Source organism: Gryllotalpicola ginsengisoli DSM 22003 (genome assembly GCF_000419445.1).
GTDB classification, from domain to species: domain Bacteria; phylum Actinomycetota; class Actinomycetes; order Actinomycetales; family Microbacteriaceae; genus Gryllotalpicola; species Gryllotalpicola ginsengisoli.
This window is the reverse complement of the sequence record NZ_AULK01000004.1, coordinates 178,750-199,014: the sequence shown is the minus strand read 5'-3', so window position 1 is coordinate 199,014 and position 20,265 is coordinate 178,750. Positions and strand designations below refer to the sequence as shown.

At 69.7% G+C, this 20,265-nt stretch carries 12 protein-coding genes; 8 read left to right on the top strand and 4 right to left on the bottom strand.

Annotation, left to right across the window (positions count from 1 at the left end; genetic code table 11):
- The first annotated feature begins 21 nt into the window (after nucleotides 1–21).
- The 3 genes from H563_RS16015 to H563_RS0109445 are packed head-to-tail and all read left to right on the top strand — an operon-like array spanning nucleotide 22 to nucleotide 3,691.
- Nucleotides 22–1,923 carry a circularly permuted type 2 ATP-grasp protein gene (locus tag H563_RS16015; protein ID WP_022882360.1) on the top strand — a complete coding sequence of 634 codons (1,902 nt, stop codon included), beginning with the start codon at nucleotides 22–24 and terminating at the stop codon, nucleotides 1,921–1,923.
- Complete coding sequence (locus H563_RS0109450) at nucleotides 1,923–2,849, top strand: alpha-E domain-containing protein (RefSeq protein WP_022882359.1); 927 nt, start codon at nucleotides 1,923–1,925, stop codon at nucleotides 2,847–2,849. Before H563_RS16015 ends, H563_RS0109450 begins: the two co-directional genes overlap by 1 nt.
- Complete coding sequence (locus H563_RS0109445; protein ID WP_022882358.1) at nucleotides 2,846–3,691, top strand: transglutaminase family protein; 846 nt, start codon at nucleotides 2,846–2,848, stop codon at nucleotides 3,689–3,691. Before H563_RS0109450 ends, H563_RS0109445 begins: the two co-directional genes overlap by 4 nt.
- Before the next feature lie 408 nt (nucleotides 3,692–4,099).
- Here the strand turns inward: H563_RS0109445 and H563_RS0109440 are convergent, their stop codons facing one another.
- Both H563_RS0109440 and H563_RS0109435 read right to left on the bottom strand, forming a co-directional pair.
- Complete coding sequence (locus H563_RS0109440) at nucleotides 4,100–5,374, bottom strand: MFS transporter (RefSeq protein ID WP_033210429.1); 1,275 nt, start codon at nucleotides 5,372–5,374, stop codon at nucleotides 4,100–4,102.
- Between the two features lie 5 nt (nucleotides 5,375–5,379).
- Nucleotides 5,380–5,811: a MarR family winged helix-turn-helix transcriptional regulator gene (locus H563_RS0109435; protein ID WP_022882356.1), complete on the bottom strand. Its 432-nt coding sequence runs from the start codon at nucleotides 5,809–5,811 to the stop codon at nucleotides 5,380–5,382.
- 66 nt (nucleotides 5,812–5,877) lie between these two features.
- On the opposite strand from H563_RS0109435, the gene H563_RS0109430 reads away from it, so the two are divergent.
- Nucleotides 5,878–6,729, top strand: a complete 852-nt coding sequence (locus H563_RS0109430) for an alpha/beta fold hydrolase (protein WP_022882355.1) — start codon at nucleotides 5,878–5,880, stop codon at nucleotides 6,727–6,729.
- 87 nt (nucleotides 6,730–6,816) lie between these two features.
- Here H563_RS0109430 and H563_RS0109425 read toward each other — a convergent pair whose 3' ends face one another.
- Nucleotides 6,817–7,938 (bottom strand): DUF4240 domain-containing protein, encoded by a 1,122-nt coding sequence (locus tag H563_RS0109425; protein ID WP_162138943.1) that lies wholly within the window; start codon nucleotides 7,936–7,938, stop codon nucleotides 6,817–6,819.
- A 50-nt stretch (nucleotides 7,939–7,988) separates the two neighbouring features.
- Nucleotides 7,989–14,363, bottom strand: coding sequence for a DNRLRE domain-containing protein (locus H563_RS0109420; RefSeq protein WP_022882353.1), 6,375 nt, complete (start codon nucleotides 14,361–14,363; stop codon nucleotides 7,989–7,991).
- Between the two features lie 448 nt (nucleotides 14,364–14,811).
- On the opposite strand from H563_RS0109420, the gene H563_RS0109415 reads away from it, so the two are divergent.
- From H563_RS0109415 to H563_RS0109400, 4 genes are all read left to right on the top strand, one after another.
- Nucleotides 14,812–15,861, top strand: coding sequence for a lipoate--protein ligase family protein (locus tag H563_RS0109415; protein ID WP_022882352.1), 1,050 nt, complete (start codon nucleotides 14,812–14,814; stop codon nucleotides 15,859–15,861).
- A 151-nt stretch (nucleotides 15,862–16,012) separates the two neighbouring features.
- The gene (locus H563_RS16010; protein ID WP_022882351.1) at nucleotides 16,013–16,366 is read left to right on the top strand and encodes a hypothetical protein; all 354 of its coding nucleotides are present in this window, start codon (nucleotides 16,013–16,015) and stop codon (nucleotides 16,364–16,366) included.
- A 35-nt stretch (nucleotides 16,367–16,401) separates the two neighbouring features.
- Nucleotides 16,402–18,246, top strand: coding sequence for a DUF2207 family protein (locus H563_RS18205; RefSeq protein WP_081416241.1), 1,845 nt, complete (start codon nucleotides 16,402–16,404; stop codon nucleotides 18,244–18,246).
- Between the two features lie 213 nt (nucleotides 18,247–18,459).
- On the top strand, nucleotides 18,460–20,253 hold the full coding sequence (locus H563_RS0109400; RefSeq protein ID WP_022882349.1) for a DUF2207 domain-containing protein: 1,794 nt from the start codon (nucleotides 18,460–18,462) through the stop codon (nucleotides 20,251–20,253).
- Nucleotides 20,254–20,265: the final 12 nt, after the last annotated feature.

Sequence of the window (20,265 nt, the reverse complement as noted above, 5' to 3'; positions counted from 1 at the left end):
CACGCGCCCTAGGTTGCTGGCATGGGCGACCTGTTCGAGGGCTACGGCGCGACGATCGTGCCCGGCCCGCGGGCCGCCTTCGACGAGATGTTCGAGGGCACCGAGGCGGGCGGCGTCAAGGCCCGGCCCGCGTACAAGGACCTGTACGCGACGCTGGCACGGATGACCCAGTCCGAGCTGCGCGGACGAGCCGAGGCCCTGGCCAGCAGCTACCTGGCCCAGGGCGTCACCTTCGACTTCGCCGGAGAGGAGCGGCCGTTCCCCCTCGACGCGGTGCCGCGGGTGATCTCTTCCGAGGAGTGGGTCGGCCTCGAGGCCGGGGTGAAGCAGCGGGTGCGCGCGCTCGAGGCGCTGCTCGACGACGTGTACGGCCGGCAGGAGGCCGTCGCCGACGGGGTCATCCCCGCCGCGCTGATCGCCACCTCCTCGCACTTCCGCCGTCAGGCCGCGGGCATCGAGAGCGCCAACGGGGTGCGCGTGCACGTCGCCGGCATCGACCTGATCCGCGACGAGCGCGGCACCTGGCGGGTGCTGGAGGACAACGTGCGAGTGCCCTCCGGCGTCTCCTACGTGATCTCGAACCGCCGCGTGATGGCGCAGACCCTGCCCGAACTGTTCGTGTCGATGTCGGTGCGCCCGGTCGGCGACTACCCGTACCGGCTGCTGCAGGCGCTGCGCGCCTCGGCGCCGCCCGGCGTCGACGACCCGGTCGTCGTCGTGCTGACCCCCGGCGTGTACAACTCGGCGTACTTCGAGCACACCCTGCTCGCCCGGCTGATGGGGGTCGAGCTCGTCGAGGGCCGCGACCTGTACTGCTCGGGCGGCCACGTCTGGATGCGCACCACGGGCGGCCCCACCCGGGTCGACGTGATCTACCGCCGCGTCGACGACGACTTCCTCGACCCGCTGCACTTCCGCGCCGACTCCGTGCTCGGCACCCCGGGGCTGCTGACCGCGGCGCGGATCGGCAACGTCACCCTCGCCAACGCCGTCGGCAACGGCGTCGCCGACGACAAGCTGACCTACACCTACCTGCCCGAGCTGATCCGCTACTACCTCGGCGAAGACCCGATCATCCCCAACGTCGACACCTGGCGGCTGGAGGACCCGGGGTCGCTCGAGGAGGTGCTCGACCGGCTCGACGAGCTCGTGATCAAGCCGGTCGACGGCTCCGGCGGCAAGGGGCTCGTGATCGGCCCGGCCGCCTCGAAGAAGGAGCTCGACGCGCTGCGCACCAAGCTGCTGGCCGACCCGCGCGGCTGGATCGCGCAACCGGTCGTGCAGCTGTCGACGATCCCCACCCTCGTCGAAGACGGCATGCAGCCGAGGCACTCCGACCTGCGACCGTTCGCGGTGAACGACGGGGACGACGTGTGGGTGCTGCCCGGCGGCCTCACCCGTGTCGCCCTGCCGGCCGGCCAGCTGGTCGTGAACTCCTCGCAGGGCGGCGGGTCGAAGGACACCTGGGTGCTCGGCCGGCCCACCCCCGGCGCGGCGAGGGCGCGCGATGTCAGCGCCATCACCCTCGACCAGGCGACGACGAGCGCGATCCCCGTCGTCGGAACCCCGCCGCTCGCCGACGTGGCCGCCGGCGCCGGCAACGCGCCACAGTACGCGCCGGAGGACGCCCCGGGCCCGAGCGGCCAGCAGCAGCAACAGCAGCAGGGCCGCATCCGCCCGGCGAAGCCCGAGGACCACATGGACGTCGACCTCGACAACCCCCTGCGCCTGCGCCAGCAACTCCAGCACCAGCAGCAGCAAGCATCCGCCCGCATGCCGCTCGGTCTCCATTCAGGCCTGCGGCCTGAGTCGACCGGCGGTGCCGCGCCCCCGCTGGTCGACTCAGCCGCGCAGCGGCTGACGTTCCCGCTGGTCGACTCAGCCGCGCAGCGGCTGAATGGAGACCAAGGGAGGCAGCGCTGATGCTCTCCCGCATCGCGGAATCCCTGTTCTGGATCGGCCGCTACCTCGAGCGGGCCGACGGCACCGCGCGCATCCTCGACGTGCACCTGCAGCTGCTGCTCGAAGACCCGTGGATCGACGAGGACACCGCCTGCCGCGCCCTGCTCGGCGTGATGGGCTCCGAGGCGCCCGACGCCGAGCCGATCGACCGGGCCGGCGTGCTCGGCATCCTCGCCGTGAACCGGCAGCACCCCGCGTCGATCGCCTACTCGCTGTACGCCGCGCGCGAGAACGCCCGGCGGGCGCGCGAGATCATCTCGAGCGAGCTCTGGGAGTGCCTGAACACCACGACGACACGGATGCCCCGCCGCGTCGCCGCCGAGCGCGTGCACGAGTTCTTCCACTGGGTGCGCGAGCGCACCGCGCTCGCCGTGGGCATCAACGAGACCGTGATGAGCCGCGACGACGCGTACCACTTCTTCACCCTCGGCCGGGCGCTGGAGCGGGCCGACATGACGGCCAGGCTGCTCGCCACTCGGGCGCTCACCGAGGCATCCGGCCCGTCATGGACCACGATCCTGCGCTCCTGCGGCGCCTACGAGGCGTACCTGCGCACCTACCGGGGCGTGCCCTCGACCCGCAACGCGGCCGAGTTCCTGCTCATCGACCGCATCTTCCCCAGGTCGGTGCTGTTCTCGGTCAGCACGGCCGTCGACAGCCTCACCGCGCTCGAGCCGCGCGTCGACCGGGTCGCCGGCGACGCCGCGCTGCGCGTGCTCGGCCAGGCGGTCTCGAGTCTCGAGTATCGGCCGATCGCCGAGATCCTCGACGACCTGCCGCACGCCATGGAGGGCATCCAGCGGGCCACGAGCGCGGCGAGCGAGGCGGTCAAGCTGCGCTACTTCCCGTCGCAGGCGGTTCCGACGTGGGCGGGGGAGCGGCTGTGAAGCGCATGCGGGTACGGCACGTCACCGGGTTCCGTTACGAGGTCGAGGCGTCGGCGTCGTACAACGAGGCACGGATGCTCCCGGCATCCGTCGAGGGCCAGGTCGTGCTCTCGGCCCATCTCGACATCACGCCGTCGGCCTCGCAGTACGCGTACAACGACTACTGGGGCACCCGGGTGACGGCGTTCGAGGTGCTGTCGCCGCATCGCGAGATGACCCTCGCCGCGAGCAGCCTCGTCGAGGTCTCGGACCGGCCGGCCGGCGACTGCGAGGGAACCTGGGACGAGATGACGGCCCGGGCGCAGACCGCCGTGCAGTACGTCGAGCAGCTGCGGCAGAGCTCCCTCACCGCCCCGGCGGAGGAGGTGCGGCAGCTGGCCGCCGACCTCGCCGCCGGCGCCGACACCCCGTGCGCGGCGGCCGAGGCGATCTGCCGCGCGATCGGCGAGGCGATGGAGTACGTTCCCGGGGCGACCACCGTGAACACGACGGCGGCGGATGCCTGGGCCGCCCGCCGCGGCGTGTGCCAGGACATCGTGCACGTCAGCCTCGGCGCCCTGCGCTCGGTCGGAATCCCGGCCCGCTACGTGTCGGGGTACCTGCACCCCGACCCGGACGCGCCCGTCGGGCAGACGGTGCTCGGCGAGTCGCACGCGTGGCTGGAGTGGTTCTGCGGCGCCTGGCGCGGCTGGGACCCGACCAACCTGATTCCGATCGGGGACCGGCACGTGTACATCGGCCGGGGGCGCGACTACGACGACATCGCCCCGATCCGCGGCGTCTACGCCGGCGCCGGCGCCGCCGAGACCTTCGTCCGCGTCGAGATCACCCGCGAGTCCTGACCCGGCCGCCGCTCGGTCTCCATTCATGCTTCCGATTCGTCACTTTTCGCCCGCCCCGGCGCTGGCGCGCGCACAAATCGACGAACGGTGACAGACCCCCCAGTTGATTCGTCGAAAAGTGTCGCCGCGCCCGGCATGCAGAGCCAAGAGTGACGAACCGTCGGCCAGGCCCGCAGCTCCAGTCCGTCGGCACATTCGACTCGTCGAAAGCTGCTCATCGCAGGCTCACGGCGAGCGAAAAGTGACGAGCCACGGGCCGGGGCCCGGGACTCGACTCGCTGCGCGATGCGATTCGTCGAAAGGTGCTCACCGGCGGCCCAGAGCGAGCGAGAAGTGACGAATCGCTCCTCGTCGTGGCGGTCGCCGCTGCAGGCAGCTGAGAGAGACGGATGCCCGCACGCCACGCCGCTACGCCGCCGCGACCTCCTCGCGCGACGCCTCGGGCGACTCGAACACGACGAGCGGCCGCCCGCGGCGCATCCGCAGCCGCAGCCCGCGGAACCGCACCAGGTACCACACCCCGATCGCGCCGGAGACGAAGCCGGAGGCGGCGCCCACCCCGAGCCCCCAGCGCGGCCCGAGCGCGTCGGCGACCCAGCCGACGATGGGCGCGCCGATGGGCGTGCCGCCCATGAAGATCGCCATGTAGATCGCCATCACCCGCCCGCGCACGACCGGGTCGGTGGAGAGTTGCACGGTGCCGTTGGCCGTCGTCATGAGGGTCTGCGAGAACAGGCCGATGACGGCGAGGGCGACGCCGAAGAGCCAATACGAGGGCATGAGCGCGGCCAGCAGGCATCCGATGCCGAACATCAACGCGCCCACGAACAGCAGGGCGACGCGCGGCCTCTCGCGCCGGGCCGAGAGCAGCGCACCGGTCACCGAGCCGACCGCCATGATCGACGAGAGCAGCCCGAACTCTCCGGCGCCCTTGTGGAACACGGTCGAGGCCATCGTCGAGGTGTAGATCGGGAAGTTCAGCCCGAAGGTGCCGATGATGAACACCATCACGAGGATCACGAGGATGTCGGGCCGCCGCCGCACGTAGCGGAAGCCCTCGATCAGGCCGCCGCGCCCGCGCCCGGCGCGCTCGCCGCGGTGCAGCTGCTCGACGCGCATGCACTTCAGCGAGGTCAGTACGGCGGCGAAGGTCACCGCGTTGATCAGGAACACCCAGCCGGCGCCGACGACCGCGGTCATCAGCCCGGCCACGGCCGGCCCCACCGTGCGCGCGGCGTTGAACGACGCCGAGTTGAGCGCCACCGCGTTGGAGAGGTTCTGCCGGTCGACCAGCTCGCCGACGAAGGTCTGCCGCGCCGGCGAGTCGAAGGCGGCGGCGACGCCGAGCAGCAGCGCGAACACGTACACGTGCCACAGCACGACCACGTGCGTGACCGTCATGATGCCGAGCCCGAGCCCGAGCAGGCCCATCGCGCCCTGCGTCGCCATCAGCAGCTTGCGCTTGTCGAAGCGGTCGGCCGTCCACCCGGTCACGGGCAGCAGCACCAGCTGCGGCCCGAACTGCAGCGCCATCGTCACCCCGACCGCCGTCGCGTTGTTGTGGGTGAGCTGCGTGAGCACGATCCAGTCCTGGGCGGTGCGCTGCATCCAGGTGCCGACGTTCGAGACGATCGCCCCGACGAACCAGATGCGGTAGTTGATGCCGGCCAGGGACCGGAACATGTTCTTCAACTGTCGGCGAGCTCCTTCATGATCACGGATGCTTGGCGCAGCGTCTCCCGCTGCGCGGCGGTGAGCGCGCGCGTGCGCTTGTTCAGCCAGTGCTCGCGGCGGCGCCTGGTCTCGGTGACGAAGGCGGCACCGGCATCCGTCACGCGCACGATGACCTTGCGGCCGTCGTCGGGCGAGCCCTCACGGGTCACGTACCCGCCCTCGACCAGCGAGTTCACGCGCCGGTTCATCGACGGTGGCGTGACCCGCTCGGCCTCGGCGAGCTCGCCGACCGTGTGCGGCCCCTCGCGGTAGAGCAGCGCCAGCACGCTGAACTGCCCGTCGGAGAGCTCGTCGCTCGCCTTCTCGGCGCGGATGCGGCGATTCAGGCGGCCGACGGCGATGCGCAGCTGCGCGTCCAGGTCGAGTTCCTCGCTCACCCGCTCCATGCTACTCCTTAGCAACGCTAATTACCTGCGCGCAACGATCGCCTGGCCGGGCGCGGGCCGGGCAAGATGGGCTCCGTGCCGACCTTCACGGATTCCCACGGCGTGGTCATCCACTACGACGAGTACCCGGTCCCGAATCCGCGCGCGGTGGTGCAGCTCGCCCACGGCATCGGCGAGCACGCCGGCCGCTACGCGCACGTGGCGAAGGCGCTGAACGACGCCGGCTACGCCGTCTACGCCAACGACCACCGCGGCCACGGGCGCACCGGCCTCGCGCAGTGGGCCGACGACATCAGCAAGCTCGGCGGCCTCGGCCCCGGCGGCCTGCGCGCGACGGTCGAGGATCTGCGCGAGTTCGGGCAGCTGCTGCGCGCGAAGCATCCGTCGACGCCGCTGGTGCTGCTCGCCCACAGCTGGGGCTCGCTGATGGCGCAGCGGCTGCTGAACGAACACCCCGAGGACTACGACGCGGTCGTCTTGAGCGGCACGGCATATCGGATGCCCGGGTGGATGCGCGCCGGAGACCTGAACGCCAAGCACAAGCATCTCGGCACCACCGGCCGCGAGTGGCTGAGCCGCGACGAGGCGGTGCACCGGGCGTTCAACGACGACCCGCTCACCTTCGACGCCGACGTGCTCGGCAAGTTCGGTCTCGCCGACACGCTGCGGCTGCTCGGCCGGCCGGCGCGGAACCTCGCGCACGACGTGCCGCTGCTGATCATCGGCGGTTCCGACGACTCGCTCGGCGGCGCGCGGTCGATCGAGCGGCTGGCGCGGGCGTACCGCACCCGCAGCGGCCTGAGCGACGTCACCGCGATCGTCTACCCCGAGGCCCGGCACGAGGTGTTCAACGAGCTGAACAAGGACGAGGTGCTCGCGGACCTGGTGAGCTGGCTCGCCCGGGTCACAAGCCGCTGAGGCGCTCTCGGGGGACTCGCCAGGCCGGCTCAGATTATTGCGTTCGACGCGTTGGGCCTGAACGCTCGCGCGTGCTTGTCGCCCGTGCTAGTCGATCCTGAACGGAGGCGAGTCGATTTGACGGTCGGCAAAGAAACGTGACTGCACGTCTTCCCAGGTGGGCGGAGACGGGATTTCGGTTTCGCGATACGAAACATATGGGTCAGCAATGATCGGACGGAATGGCGAGATGGAGCTCTCTGGTCGGTAGATCTCGTACCCCACTATGGAGAAGTCGGGCCACCGGGCCTTTGCGACACCGAGAAGACGTTCCTCTACTTCGGGTAGTTCATCGGAAGATTGCGCAGATATTCCGTACTCGACAATACGTGCCTTGTCGTCGGCGAAAGCGATGAAGCGCCCGCTCAGCCATCCCGGCCAATTACTCTCCTCACTTGGCAAGCCCCACTGTGAGGTGTTCATCATCGATTCCATCGAAACCGACGTGGTCACGTCGACTCCACGGAGACTGAGTTCGTCCCACAGGGCCACGATCAGGCGTTCGCCCAGGTGAAGATCAGTGTCGGAGAACCGGCGTTTGCGGGACGAGGTCAGTTCAGACGCAAACGCGTCCCGGCCTCGCAAGACCACTGCGGAACGGGCGTACATGAAACCGTCTCCGTCCAACTCTCCGCGGTTCCACCGCTCGTGTATGGCCTCGGAGTCCAGTTGCCACATCAACCGCGCTAATGACTCGGCAAATCGGCTGAGACTATCCGTGTCCAGGCGGCGTAGCGAGGATAAGATCGCTGATAACCGCTGGCCTGGTGTGCTGCCGCCGTCCTCGATGAGCCTCCAGAACTCGGAAGGAGCGAGCGGCGATACTTCGCTTCCCGCGCTCTCGCGCCCCGTAGGGAGCCAGACCCGCGCGACTACGCCATACGACTGGCGCCGCGAAAAATAGTTCGTCTTCAGTTGCTCAATCCCTATTTGCTGAATCTCCGACTCAGAAAGTATAAAAGGAGACTCGTCGTCGGGGACGACTACTCGTATGTGGTTGACCGCGATGCGATGCGCCCAGTCGCTGCGATAATAAGAAACGTGCGCCTGCATTCGCTCGCGGATTTCAGTTAACGTCCTTCCGCGCCACACTTCGGCACTCTCGCCGGCAGAGGGAACACCCACACCGTCAACCGGAGAAGGACGCGAGCCCTGTTCGTCGTGAATCATCCTGGAAAATCCCACTGTGCGTGCTGCCACATAGATCATGAGCGTCCTAACTACTTGCAGTAGCGCGCCCCAGTGGGGCACCGGCCGTACAAAAGATAGAATTGGAAGAAGTAGAGAGATTCAACAACTCGGGCGTTGTAGTATCCCAGGATGCCTTGAGCTACCCATGTCCACCTGCACACGCTACCTCGAGTGGGAGGGCTCTTCTCGCATGCCTTGAGTTGGGATCGGGGCCTGGAGGCGCCTGTGGATGTGATTCCGTACTTCCACGCCAGCCCGCCCTCTTTCGGATTGAAGAGAGCGTACACGTTGTACCACTTATCTTTACGATAGTTCGTCTTTGTCGCCCACTTTACCGCTCTAACTGCGGCGGCAACTCGTTTATACATCTTGACGGCCAACCAAATTACTGCTGCCACTATTGCGGCGGCCGCGGCGATGGCAAGGGCGATTGCGAGCGCCGCGAGAAGAACTCCGACGACCTCAGCGGCGATCCCAAGCTCACTTAGTGACGTTCCAAGGCCAACGAGTATTGCCGCCATCTGCCCGGTAGCGTCGGACTGATCTACAGGATCGTTTGGGTAGTTGTAGGCGTTCTCGTTTCCTCCGGAGACAGGGTCCGTGCTGGTGAATCTGCCCGTGGTGGGGTTGTAGAGGCGCGCCCCCATGAGGATGAGTCCGGCACCGCCGCTGGCGCGCTGCTCGGTGCCGAGCCACCCGTATTGGTCGGCACCGGTGCCCGGGGTGGTGGTGTCGGGGTTGCCGTATTCGTCGTAGCTGGTGTAGCTGTCGATGCCGGTCGCGTCGGCTGTGGCGGGGATGGTGACGGTGGCGACGATGTTGCCGGCCGGGTCGGCCAGTTGCAGGGCTGCGTGCGCGCTTTGGCCGGTGCCGGTTTCGCTGCTTGCCGACAGCCCGCCGCCGAGGGACGGCGTGTAGACGGTGGTGCTGGCTCCCGTGGCGGTGGTGCTGGTGGCCCAGGTGGGGTTGTCGGAGTCGTCGGCGTAGTGGTTGGTGACCGTGCCGGTCTGGTTGCCGCTGGTGGTGGCGGTCAGGCGCCGCCCGTCGGGGTCGAGGGCGTAGGTGGTGGTGATCCCGTCTTGGGTGATGGTGTGGGCGGCGTCGGTGTCGTAGTAGCCGAGGGTGATGTCTCCGGCGTCCGGGTCCGGTGCGTCGGCTGCGGGCAGCAGGGTTTGCCGGCCGAAGGCGTCGTACGTGTAGGTGCCGGATCCGTTCGCGCCGGACAGCTGCCTGGAGTCGGCGTCGTAGCTCCAGGTCTTCGCAGTCTGGGTGGCGCCGGTGACGGTGGTGTCGGTGGTGCACTGGTCGGGTGCCTGGGTGCTGGTGAGGCTGGTGCGGTTGCCGTGCTGGTCGAAGGCGTACTGGCGCACCGTGCAGGAGGTGTCGCCGCTGGCCGGGTCGGTGGCGTCGTCGACCTGGATGAGCCGGCCGGCGCCGTCGTAGCTGTACTGGCGGGTGTACCCGGTGGGGGTGTTGCTGGTGCCGGCCGGGGAGAAGTCATCAAGGACCTGCCCGGACTGGTTGTAGTCCCGGCTGAAGGCCAGCCATGCCCCGGTTGCGCTCTCGCCCGTGTCGGGGTCGGTGACCTGCCCGTCGTACTCGAGGGAAGTGAGGCGCCCGGTGTCGTCGTAGCCGAGCTGCTCGGTGATCCCGGCGGGCAGGTCCTGGGTGACCAGGTTCCCGTCGGGGTCGTAGGCGGCGGTGTAGGAGCCGACCCCCGTCACGGTCAGGCCGGTGGCCAGGCCACGGTGCTCGGTGTTGCCGTCCGCGTCGGTGCCGTCGTAGCTGTAGGTGCTCGTGGAGACCGGCGAGGTCACCACGGCGACCTGCCCGGCCCCCGGCTGGCCTGCCGGAACGTAGCTGGTTGTCGTGGTCTCGCCAAGAGAGTTGGTGTACGAGGTCACCCGGCCCCACTGGTCGTAGACGCTCTGGTCGGTGGACGAGGGGGTGCCGGTGCTGGTCAGGGAGGCGGTGCCGGTCTGCTGCTTGGTCGTGGAGTCGTAGAGCACCTGGGTTTCCGGGACGGGAGTGGATCCGGTGAGCCCCGTGGTGGTGATCTGTTCTGTGTTCAGGCGCCCGTCCGAGTAGTAGGTGTCGGTGGTGGTGCGGGTGGCCTGCCCGGTGCCGGTGCCGGAGCTCTCGACGGTCGTGGTCGGGTTCAGCCAGTAGTCGTATCCGGTGATGCGGGTGTCGGTGAGGTCGACGCCGCTGCTGGGCGCGGCTGCTGGGCCGCTCCAGCACTCCAGCCCCGCCCATTCCGGTTTGTTGCCGCACGCCGGGTCGGCGCTGTTGCTGCCGGCGGTGTACAGGATCGTGCTGGTGGTCAGGGAGTCGTGACCGGTGGAGCCGGGCTGCCAGGTCGCGATGGTCTGCCCGTGCGCGTCGTACAGGGTCTTGGTGGTGATGTCGGGCTCGCCGAAGCTGGAGAGCACTTGCGTGGTCACCGTCGGGGTGCCCAGCGTCCATCCGGAGGTGTCGCCGGTGCTGCTGGCGCCGTCGATCGGGTCGTAGCCGTAGACCGTGTCGGAGACGACCGGCTCGTCCGATGGGACGGTGTCCGCGTCGGGGGCGTCTTCGTCTGCGACGGTGATCTTCACTTCGGTGGGCAGCAGGTAGTAGGTGCCGGTAGCCGGGTTGATGCGATTGCCCGGCGCGCCGGTGTCGTAGGTGTAGTGGGTGTGCAGCCGTTTGCCTTCGACGGTGCCGTCGGGGTCGGTGACCTCGTACACCGGCGACCATTCGTCCACCGGGGTCGTGTCGGCCGGCACGTAGGGGTTGTCCGGGTCGTCGGGGTTGTCGACCTGGTCGAGGTAGTGGGTGACCGGCTGCGGGGCCTCGGCGTCGTAGCTGTCGCCGGCGGCCTGCGCGTCCAGCGCTGCCTGGGTCTGGGTGGGGCCGAGGCTGTCGGTGGGGGTGCCGTCGCTGTCGTAGCCCTGCCAGCTGACCAGCCAGCGGCCGGCCCCGTACTCGGCGGTGTTCACGGTGTAGCCGTCGTCGTCGGTGAACAACAGTTGGGCGTACTTCAGGTCCTCCGCGGTCGGGGACCCGGTCACGGGGTGGTCCAGGCCGAACACGGCCCAAGCGTGCGTGGGCGCCGTCTGCTGCCCCCAGGCCGCCACCTCGTCGGCGCTCACCGGCGGCATGCCGGCCGCGGCCGGGTCCAGGCCGTAGACAAAGGCGGCGTCCACGACGTCCGCGCCGGAACCGGAGGCCGGGCCGCGCTTGACGTCGACGAGCCGTCCGGCCGCGTCGTACTCGTACGTCCACGCCGCCTGCCCGTCGGTGTGCTCCCCGGTCAGCAGGGTGAAGTCGCCGCTGCTGGTGTAGGTGTACCGGGTGGTCACCCCGTACCGGTCGGTGACGGACGCCAACCGGTTGGATGAGTCGTAGCTGTAGCTAGCCACCGTGGTGGTGCGCATCGCCGCGGTCGCCGGGTCGTAGGCGGTGTAGTCCACCCGGGAGACGCGGGCGGCGTCACCGGCGCCGAGGTAGCTGATCGTCAGCGCCGCGCACCCGGGGTTCAGCTCGCCGGTGGCCGGGCAGCTGAGGTCGTTGTCGTCGCCGTAGGGCTGGGCGGCCAGGATGCGCGTCACCTTGCCATCCCCGTTCACCGAGTAGGTGGTCTGCCCTTGCGCGCCCGGCTCGGCGACGCCGGCGGGAACCCACCGGTGGGCGGTGCCCGAGGTCTGCAGCGTCCAGGTGGTGACGGTGCCATCGCGGTCGGTGGCCGTCAGCGTCTTCGGGCTGCTGCCGGTCACCGTCAGCGTCACCCCGCTGCTCACCGTGTCGTCATCGACCGGCACATAGGTGTCCGCCGGCGAGGGGCCGGTCTTGCCGGTGTGCGGGGCGAACACCAGGTCGCCGGCGCCGGTGGAGAGGATGATCGCCCCGGTCGCCGCCGACCCCGCGGCCAGGTTCGCGTTCTCGTCGATGACCTGCGCCCCGCCGTACCCGGCATCCGGGCCGTCCAGAGCCGCCTGCCAGCCGGGTCCGAACACCCCGCCGGTGGCCGTGCCGGGGCCGGCGTAGGAGTAGAACTGGCGGCTGATCTGCAGGCTGTCCGCGGCCGTGCCGACTGTCACGTCGGTCGCCGACGTGTTCAGTTCACCCGTCCACAGCCCCACTTGGCCGGACCCGGCGTCGGCGGTCGGGAACCCGTCGTCGAAAGCGTGCGGGAGGTGCACCACCGTGATCGGCGCCGTGTACTGGTTCGGTACTGCCGCGCCCGTGTACGTGAAATGCACCCGCAGCTGCAACGTCGCCACCTGCCGGGCGCTGACGACCCCGTCCGAGTCCCCTGGCGCGTCCCCGGTGTCCCACGTGAATGACGCGGCCGCCGGCTGCCCGGAAGCCGGCGTCACCGTGGAGGCCGAGCCGGCATCCTTCCAGCCGTCCACCCCGGCCGCTGTCCACTGCAGCTGCGCGGTCGCGGCCGTCGCGGTGCCCAGCGGCGGGCCGGTCGCCTCGACCTGGACGGTGTCGGCGGTCTTGAACCCGCTGGCCGGGGATGTGATCGATGCCGATCCGTACCCGAACGCGTACGACACCGTGGACGAGACGACTCCTGTGACGGAGGTCGCGTATGCGGTGATCTTGTGCGACCCGGACGCTTTGGAGACCGTCACCGAGCGCGTCCCGGCCGCACCCGCGGCCACGGCCGTCGATGCGGCCGTGCCGCCGTCCACCGTCGTGGTGATCTTCACCGGCGCCGTCGACGATGTCGACGCCGCCGTCTTCGCCGTGCAGGTCACATTCGCCGACGGCGCCGTCTGCTGCCATGACCCGCTCGTGTACGGCGCCGGGCACGTGATCGTCGGCGCCGCCGGCTTTCCTATCGCCGTGGTGAAGGCCTTCAGCCCGCCCCACCGGTGCGAGGTCATGTGCACGTCGGCCGATCCCGCCCGGTACCAGTAGTGCGTGTTGTCCGACAAGGACCCGCCGTACGTGCACGTCGCCGTCGCCCCTGAGGCCACCTTCCCGGAGATGCACGTGCCCAGCAGGTGCGAGGAGTCCGTGGAGTTCGCGTCGTACACCTGGAACGCCACGTCGACGGTGCCGCCTTCCGGATCCGTGGCCGTGGCGGAGAACGCGGGTCTGCCGGTGGCGACATACACCCCCGAGGAGGCCGAGACCTGCCCGCGGATCGTGACCGCCGACGGCACCGACGACAACCGGTTGTAGGTCACCGACAGCACCGGCATCCCGCTGGAGGCCCCGGCCGAGTTGAACCGCTTATACGCGGCATTCGACGTCTCGCTCGCCTTCAACGCCATCCCGATCACCGACTGGCCCTCATCCGCGAAATGCGCGGCGATGCCCGCCACGTTCGCCGACACCCACCCAGCCGGGCACGAGGAACCCCCGCCCAAGGCAGACGAGACCGTCACCACATTCGAGGACGACACCCCCGGCTGGTTGTTCCACGTGATGTCGTGGTAGTCGATCGCCGAATTAGCCGGCGAGATCGTGAACGACGACGCCGTGCAGTTATACGCGTGCTCCTCCCACAGCTTCACCGTCGCTGCCAGAATCTGCGACCCGGCCACCCCGGACGGGCCGTCGAACTTCACATACGCGCGCGCCTTATGCGCACCGCTGTCATACGTGCCCATATGCAGCGACGTCGAGGACACGTAGTTCTGATCCGGGTACCCCGAGTCCACATACGTGTCCCCCGAGGGGTTCAAAGACACAGTCGGGTCCACCGTCACCGGGTACGCCGCCGAGTCCAAGAAGTCCTGCGACGGCTGCACCACCAGGGCCGGCGCGCCGTTCACAGTCTGCACCGACTGAGCCGCGAGCTCCGAGTGCTCCGGGGCGCCCGTCTGCGCGTCGACTCGGGCATCCGTCACCTCCGGCGCCCCGACAGCGCCCACCGTCTTGCCCGACTTCGTCGTCACGGCAACACTGGCCGCCGCATCCCCGGCATCCTTGTTCGAGGTGAAGAACAAGCCATGCGAGACCACCGGCAGCACGAGCTTGGCGTCGTTAGCCGACGCGGGCTTCGAGGTCAGCACCAGCGTCTGCTCGAACCCTTCCCGCGTCGCCTCGATCAGCAGATCCTGCCCCGGCCGCACATTCTTGTAGCGCACCGTGCTGCCGTCGATCTCGGCCACCGGCAGATCGCCATCCGGCCACGACAACGCGAACGAGTCCGACCCGGAACCGTCCGTCAACGACACAAGCGGGTGAGCCCCGCTCCCGGCTCCGCCCGGGTTCAACGACAGCTCGTTCACCGCAGACACCGGCGCGATCGACCCGTCCGCCTGCGTGCGCAGCGTCAAGTCGACGTCCCGCCACCCGTCCGGCGCCGAACTGTCGCGAACCCGCGCCACTCCGGCCGTCGACTCGGTCGTCAACGAGCCGTCCGGGTTCGCGAACGTCTGGGAGGTCTCAGTGCGCAAGGACAACGCCTCCACGCGCACCCCCTGCGCCCGAGCAGCGACCCGTGCCGACACCTCATCCGGCGCCGTCACCGGCCCCGCCGACGCAGAGGCCGCCGCCGGCGCGGTCACCGGCTCCGACGCCCGCGCGGCGCCGTCACCGCCCGCGACAAGCCCGGACGCGACCAGCGCCGCACACGCGAGCACAGCAACCGCGACCGTCGGCTCCGAACCCCGCCACACACGAGCAAACCGAGACAACTCGACCCCCACACAACCCTCGACGAACCATCCCGCGGGAGGTCCGCCCCCAGGGCCTGGAGGAGCTCGTACCGCACGCTTGAGGAATTCATAGCGCACCCGAACCGAGCTAGACAATCGTCCAGGTCTGCGGCGGGCACCCCAGTCCGGGGGAGAGCGGCCGGCCACCGGGCGCGACCCTCTCGCTCCTGGAAACTAGGCTGAGCTCATGCACGGTGAGTACAAGGTGCCGGGGGGAAAGCTCGTCGTCGTCGACCTCGATGTGGTCCAGGGGCGGATCGCGAACTTCCGCCTGGCCGGCGACTTCTTCCTCGAGCCCGACGAGGCCCTGGCCGCGATCGACGGGGCCGTGAACGGCCTGCCCGCCGAATCCGACACGAAGGCGATCGCCGCGGCCGTGCGCGCCGCCCTGCCCGACGACGCCGTGCTGCTCGGCTTCTCGCCCGAGGCGGTCGCCGTCGCCGTGCGCCGCTCGCTCGCCCGCGCGACCAGCTGGCGCGACTACCAGTGGGAGATCGTGCACGCCCCCGCCGTGCCGCCCGTCATGCACCTCGCGCTCGACGAGGTGCTCACCGGATCCGTCGCCGCGGGCCTGCGCAAGCCCACCCTGCGGTTCTGGGAGTGGGAGGAGAACGCCGTCGTCATCGGCAGCTTCCAGTCGGTCAAGAACGAGGTCGACCCCGACGGCGCCGCCAAGCACGGCTTCGAGGTGGTGCGCCGCATCACCGGCGGCGGCGCCATGATGATGGAGAAGGGGTCGGTCGTCACCTACTCCCTCTACGTGCCCGCCGACCTCGTGCAGGGCATGACCTTCGCCGACAGCTACGCCTACCTCGACGAGTGGGCGATCCTCGCGTTGCAAGACCTCGGCATCGACGCCAGCTACGTGCCACTCAACGACATCACGAGCCCCAAGGGCAAGATCGGCGGCGCCGCGCAGAAGCGCCTCGGCTCCGGCGCCGTGCTGCACCACGTCACCATGAGCTACGACATGGACGGCCAGAAGATGACCGAGGTGCTGCGCATCGGCCGCGAGAAGATCAGCGACAAGGGCATCACCTCGGCGGCGAAGCGCGTCGACCCGCTGCGCAGCCAGACCGGCCTGCCCCGCGCCGAGATCATCGAGCGGATGAAGCGGCAGTTCACCACCATGTACGGCGCCGAGCCCGGCGACATCACCCCAGCCGAGTACGCGGCGGCTGAGCAGCTCGTGGCCGACAAATTCGCGACCCCCGAGTGGTTGTACAGAGTTCCTTGACGCGCCGTTCCTTAGCGCGCCGGTCCGCGCCCTGCGCGACCGCGGTCGACCCGGGCGATCCGCGCGTTCGCGGGCGAGCAAGTCGCCCGCTCGCGGAGCGTCTCGCCTCCTGCCAGGCCGGTGCCAGACAGGTCCGGCTACCCTGGTTCGCGTGAATCCCGTCATCATCGGATGCATCGTGCTCGGCGTGCCCGCCCTGCTCTTCGTGCTCCACAAGGTGGGACTCGTCGACTTCAGCGACAAGACCGCCAAGCGCGGCTCCGGTTCGGTCGGCAGCGGGTTCCTGGGGGCGGCGTTCGACGAGGTGTTCCACCCCGTGCGGCACGAGGCGCAGCTCGAGCAGCAGCGGCAGAACACCCTCCCGGCGCCGGCGCCGGAAGCCGACGGCGACCCGCTGGGCGTCGGCGGGCCCTCCGGCTCGCGGCGCGTCATCATCGAGCTCGACCAGTGGGGGCATCCGATCGACCCGGTCGGCGCGAGCCGCGTGACCGCCCGCCGCGACTAGCGGCCCGCCCCCACCGCTCCGCTAGCCTCGGGGCCATGGCGAAGCATGGGGGGAAATACCGGGGGAGTGCGCCGAAGCGGGCGTTCCGAGTGATGTGGTGGGCGGCCGTCGCCCTGTGGGCGGCGGTCATGGTCGTCAGCAGCTTCTTCTCCGACGACTCCGGCAGCTCCGGCGACTCCTCCTCGTCGGTCGACGACTTCTCCTTCAAGAGCCTCGACGCCGACTACACCCTGGGCACGGATGCCTCCGGCCGCAGCACCCTCGACACCACCGAGACCTTCGTCGCCGAGTTCCCCGACTACGACCAGAACAAGGGCATCATCCGCGCCATCCCCGACACCTACGACGGGCACAGCCTGCACGTCGACGTCGACACCGTGACGGATGCGAGCGGTGATGCCACCCCGTACTGGATCGAGCACCACGACGGCTTCACCGACGTCTACACCGGCACCGACGACTACGTGCACGGCGAGCAGACCTACGTCATCCACTACACGATGCGCGACGTGATCCACGACCCGCGCTTCGGCTCCGGCCAGGAGTTCTACTGGGACGTCAACGGCACCGGCTGGGGCCAGGTGTTCCGCGAGGTGAAGGCGACGCTGCACGTGCCGCAGAAGCTCGCGGGCGCGCTCACCGGGCAGACGGCCTGCTACCAGGGCGCGCAAGGTTCGACGAAGACGTGCAAGGTCACGCGCACCGACGACGGGTACTCCGTCGACGTCTGGATGCTCTCCGCGCACGAGAACGTGACGATCGACGTCGGCTTCGACGGGGGCACCTTCCAGGTTCCGGTGTCGTGGCCGCGGCTGCTGGTCTGGGTGTGCCTGCTGCTCGCGCTGCTGCTGCTGGCGGCGGCGATCGTGGTGCGCATCCGTCGCCTCGGCCCACCGAAGGGCAGCGGCATCATCGTGCCCCAGTACGAGCCGTACCCGGGCATCGGGGTGATGGAGGCGGCCGAGCTGCTCGACGAGACCGACCGCGCGTTCCCCGCCCTGGTGACCGAGCTGGTGGTCAGCCGCGCGGCGACGATGAGCGTGGCGAAGGGCAAGACGAAGAAGGACGATCCGATCTACCGGCTCACCCTGAAAGACCCGACGCTGCTCGACGACGAGGACGGCGCGGCCGTGCACACGCTGTTCGACTCCCTGAAGCCGGACGCGCACGTCGCCCTCAACCCCGACGAGCCGAAGATCGGCGACCGCATCCGCAAGCTGCTGCGCGCCGCCCGCGAGTCAGTGTGGGAGCAGGAGCTCGTCGCCGACAAGTCGACGCCTGAGAGCCGGGCGCTGATGGTCGTCGCGGTCGTGGTCGGCGTGGCCGCCGTGGGGCTCGGCGCGTGGCTCGCGTTCGGTCATTTCGGCGCCGTGCTGTTCTACCTCGCGCTCGGCGTCGCGGTCGCCCTGTGCATCGCCGCGCTCCTCGTGCTCGCGCCGCCGGCGCGGCCGACCGAGAAGGCGGTGCCCGCATACGAGCACCTGCTCGGCATCCGCGAATACCTGACCGTCGCCGAGGCCGACCGCATCCGCGTGCTGCAGAGCCCGGAGGGCGCCGAGACCCGGGCCGCCCCGTCGGGCGAGCAGCTCGTGCACCTCTATGAGCGGCTGCTGCCCTACGCGATCCTGTTCGGCATCGAAGACGAGTGGCGCAAGGTGCTCGGCGAGCACTACGCCAGCACCCCCACCGACCTCACGCCGACCGTCACCACCTACTTCGCCGGCCAGAGCCTCACCCGGAGCTTCGCAACGAGCTCGTTCGCGACGACGGCCCGCACCTCGTCGTGGTCTGGCTCGGGCGGCGGCAGCTCGTTCAGCGGATTCTCCGGCGGCGGATTCTCCGGCGGCGGCGGTGGCGGAGGAGGCGGCGGCGGGCGCTAGCTCCCCCCGCTGGTCGACTCAGCCGCGCAGCGGCGCTGCGCTGGTCGACTCAGCCGCGCAGCGGCTGAATGGAGACCCGCCAGCCATCGGACGCTGAGATCACGAGGAACGGCACACGTTTTTCGCCAAAAGTGCCGCCGTTCGCGCGATCTTCCGCGCCATAGTCTGCGGCGCGGACGCTGCCCCGGCATGACGGCTCGCTAGGCTCATCGCGTGACTCAGCGTTGGGGGATCCGCTTCGTTCTCGCTCTCGTCTTCGCCGCGCTCGCCGCGGGCATCGCGCTCGCGGCCGCGCCGCCCGCGCATGCCGACACGAACGACTTCAGCTTCGACAGCATGCACGTCGACTACGACCTGACCCGCGACACCGGCCGCCACGCCGACCTCACCGTCACCGAGACCCTCGTCGCGCGCTTCCCCGACACCGACCAGAACCACGGCATCGAGCGCGCCATCCCGACCACGGCGGACGGCCGCTCGCTGCACGTCGAGGTGAAGAGCGTGACGGATGCCTCGGGCAAGCCGCTCACCTGGCAGAAGGAGAGCGAGGGGGAGGCCGGCTTCACCGTGCTGCGGATCGGCGACGAGTACGCCTTCGTGCACGGCGAGCAGACCTACGTCATCACCTACACGATGCGCGACGTCATCCATCAGGCGAGCGGCGGGGTGCAGCAGTTCCTGTTCGACGTCAACGGCACCGGCTGGTCGCAGTCCTTCGGCGAGGTGACGGCGACCCTGCACGTGCCCGCCGGGCTCGCCGGCTCGCTGAACGGCGACGCCGCCTGCTATCAGGGCGCCGAGGGCTCGACGCAGAAGTGCACCATCAGCCGCACCGACGACGGCTACGACGTGACCGCGAGCGACCTCGGCCCGCACGAGAGCGTCACGATGAGCGTCGGCTTCAAACCCGGCACGTTCGCCGTGCCGATCTCGGTCGCGCGCCTGCTCGTGTGGCTGCTGCTCGGCCTGGCCGTCGTGCTGCTCGCCGTCGCGCTCGTGGTGCGCATCCGGTTCCTCGGCAACCCCAAGGGCACCGGCATCATCGTGCCGCAGTACCAGCCGTTCCCCGGCATCGGCGTGATGGAGGCGGCCGAGCTGCTCGACGAGCGCGACCGCGCCTTCCCCGCCCTGATCACCCAGCTCGTCGTCAGCCGCGCCGCGACGATGACCCGCGACGACAAGGGCACCGAGAAGACCTCCGACGACATCTACTCGCTCACCCTGGTCGACCCGACGGTGCTCGACGAGCAGGACGCGGACGCGGCCCGGACCCTGTTCGGCTCCGCAGCGCCGGGCGCGAGCGTGCGACTGGACCCGAAGGATCGCACCATCGGCGACCGCATCCGCTCTCTGCTGTTGCGGGCCGGCCGCTCCACGCGCGCCCAGGGGCTGATCCGGCGCAAGCTCACGCCGCTGGTCTTCGTCATGCTGGGCGCCGCGGCCGTCGTCTTCCTGCTCGCGGTCATCAGCATCTTCATCGGCGGAATGGTCGGCTACTACGCGTGGGTGCACTGGGTGGCGCTCGCCGTCGTCGCCCTGCTCGCGCTGGGCGCCGGCGCGCTCACGCTGCCGCTCGAGCGGCGCACGGAGCAGGCGACGCCCGCCTACGAGCACCTGCTCGGCATCCGCGACTACCTGCGGCTCGCGGAGGCCGACCGGATCAAGATGCTGCAGAGCCCGACCGGTGCCGAGACGGTGCCGGCGCCGAGCGGCGAGCAGCTGGTGAAGCTCTACGAGAAGCTGCTGCCGTACGCGATCCTCTTCAACATCGAGAAGGAGTGGCGCGAGGTGCTCGGCCACTACTGGGAGACGACGCCGACCGAGGTCACACCGGAACTGCGGCCGATGCACGGCCTCGTCTTCGCGAGCGCCTTCGCGTCGCACAACTTCGCGACGACGGTGAGCACCTCGAGCGGCTCGCACTCGTGGTCGAGCTCGGGCGGCGGCGGCTTCTCCAGCGGATCCTCGGGCGGCGGCTTCGGCGGCGGTGGCGGCGGGGGCTGGTAGGCCCGGGCCGCT

Excerpts from the sequence above, each read along its gene's own strand:
- H563_RS16015 (WP_022882360.1), top strand. The coding sequence starts at position 22 with ATGGGCGACCTGTTCGAGGGCTACGGCGCGACGATCGTGCCCGGCCCG.
- H563_RS0109450 (WP_022882359.1), top strand. The coding sequence starts at position 1,923 with ATGCTCTCCCGCATCGCGGAATCCCTGTTCTGGATCGGCCGCTACCTC.
- H563_RS0109440 (WP_033210429.1), bottom strand. The coding sequence starts at position 5,374 with ATGTTCCGGTCCCTGGCCGGCATCAACTACCGCATCTGGTTCGTCGGG.
- H563_RS0109435 (WP_022882356.1), bottom strand. The coding sequence starts at position 5,811 with ATGGAGCGGGTGAGCGAGGAACTCGACCTGGACGCGCAGCTGCGCATC.
- H563_RS0109430 (WP_022882355.1), top strand. The coding sequence starts at position 5,878 with ATGGGCTCCGTGCCGACCTTCACGGATTCCCACGGCGTGGTCATCCAC.
- H563_RS0109425 (WP_162138943.1), bottom strand. The coding sequence starts at position 7,938 with ATGATTCACGACGAACAGGGCTCGCGTCCTTCTCCGGTTGACGGTGTG.
- H563_RS0109415 (WP_022882352.1), top strand. The coding sequence starts at position 14,812 with ATGCACGGTGAGTACAAGGTGCCGGGGGGAAAGCTCGTCGTCGTCGAC.
- H563_RS18205 (WP_081416241.1), top strand. The coding sequence starts at position 16,402 with ATGGCGAAGCATGGGGGGAAATACCGGGGGAGTGCGCCGAAGCGGGCG.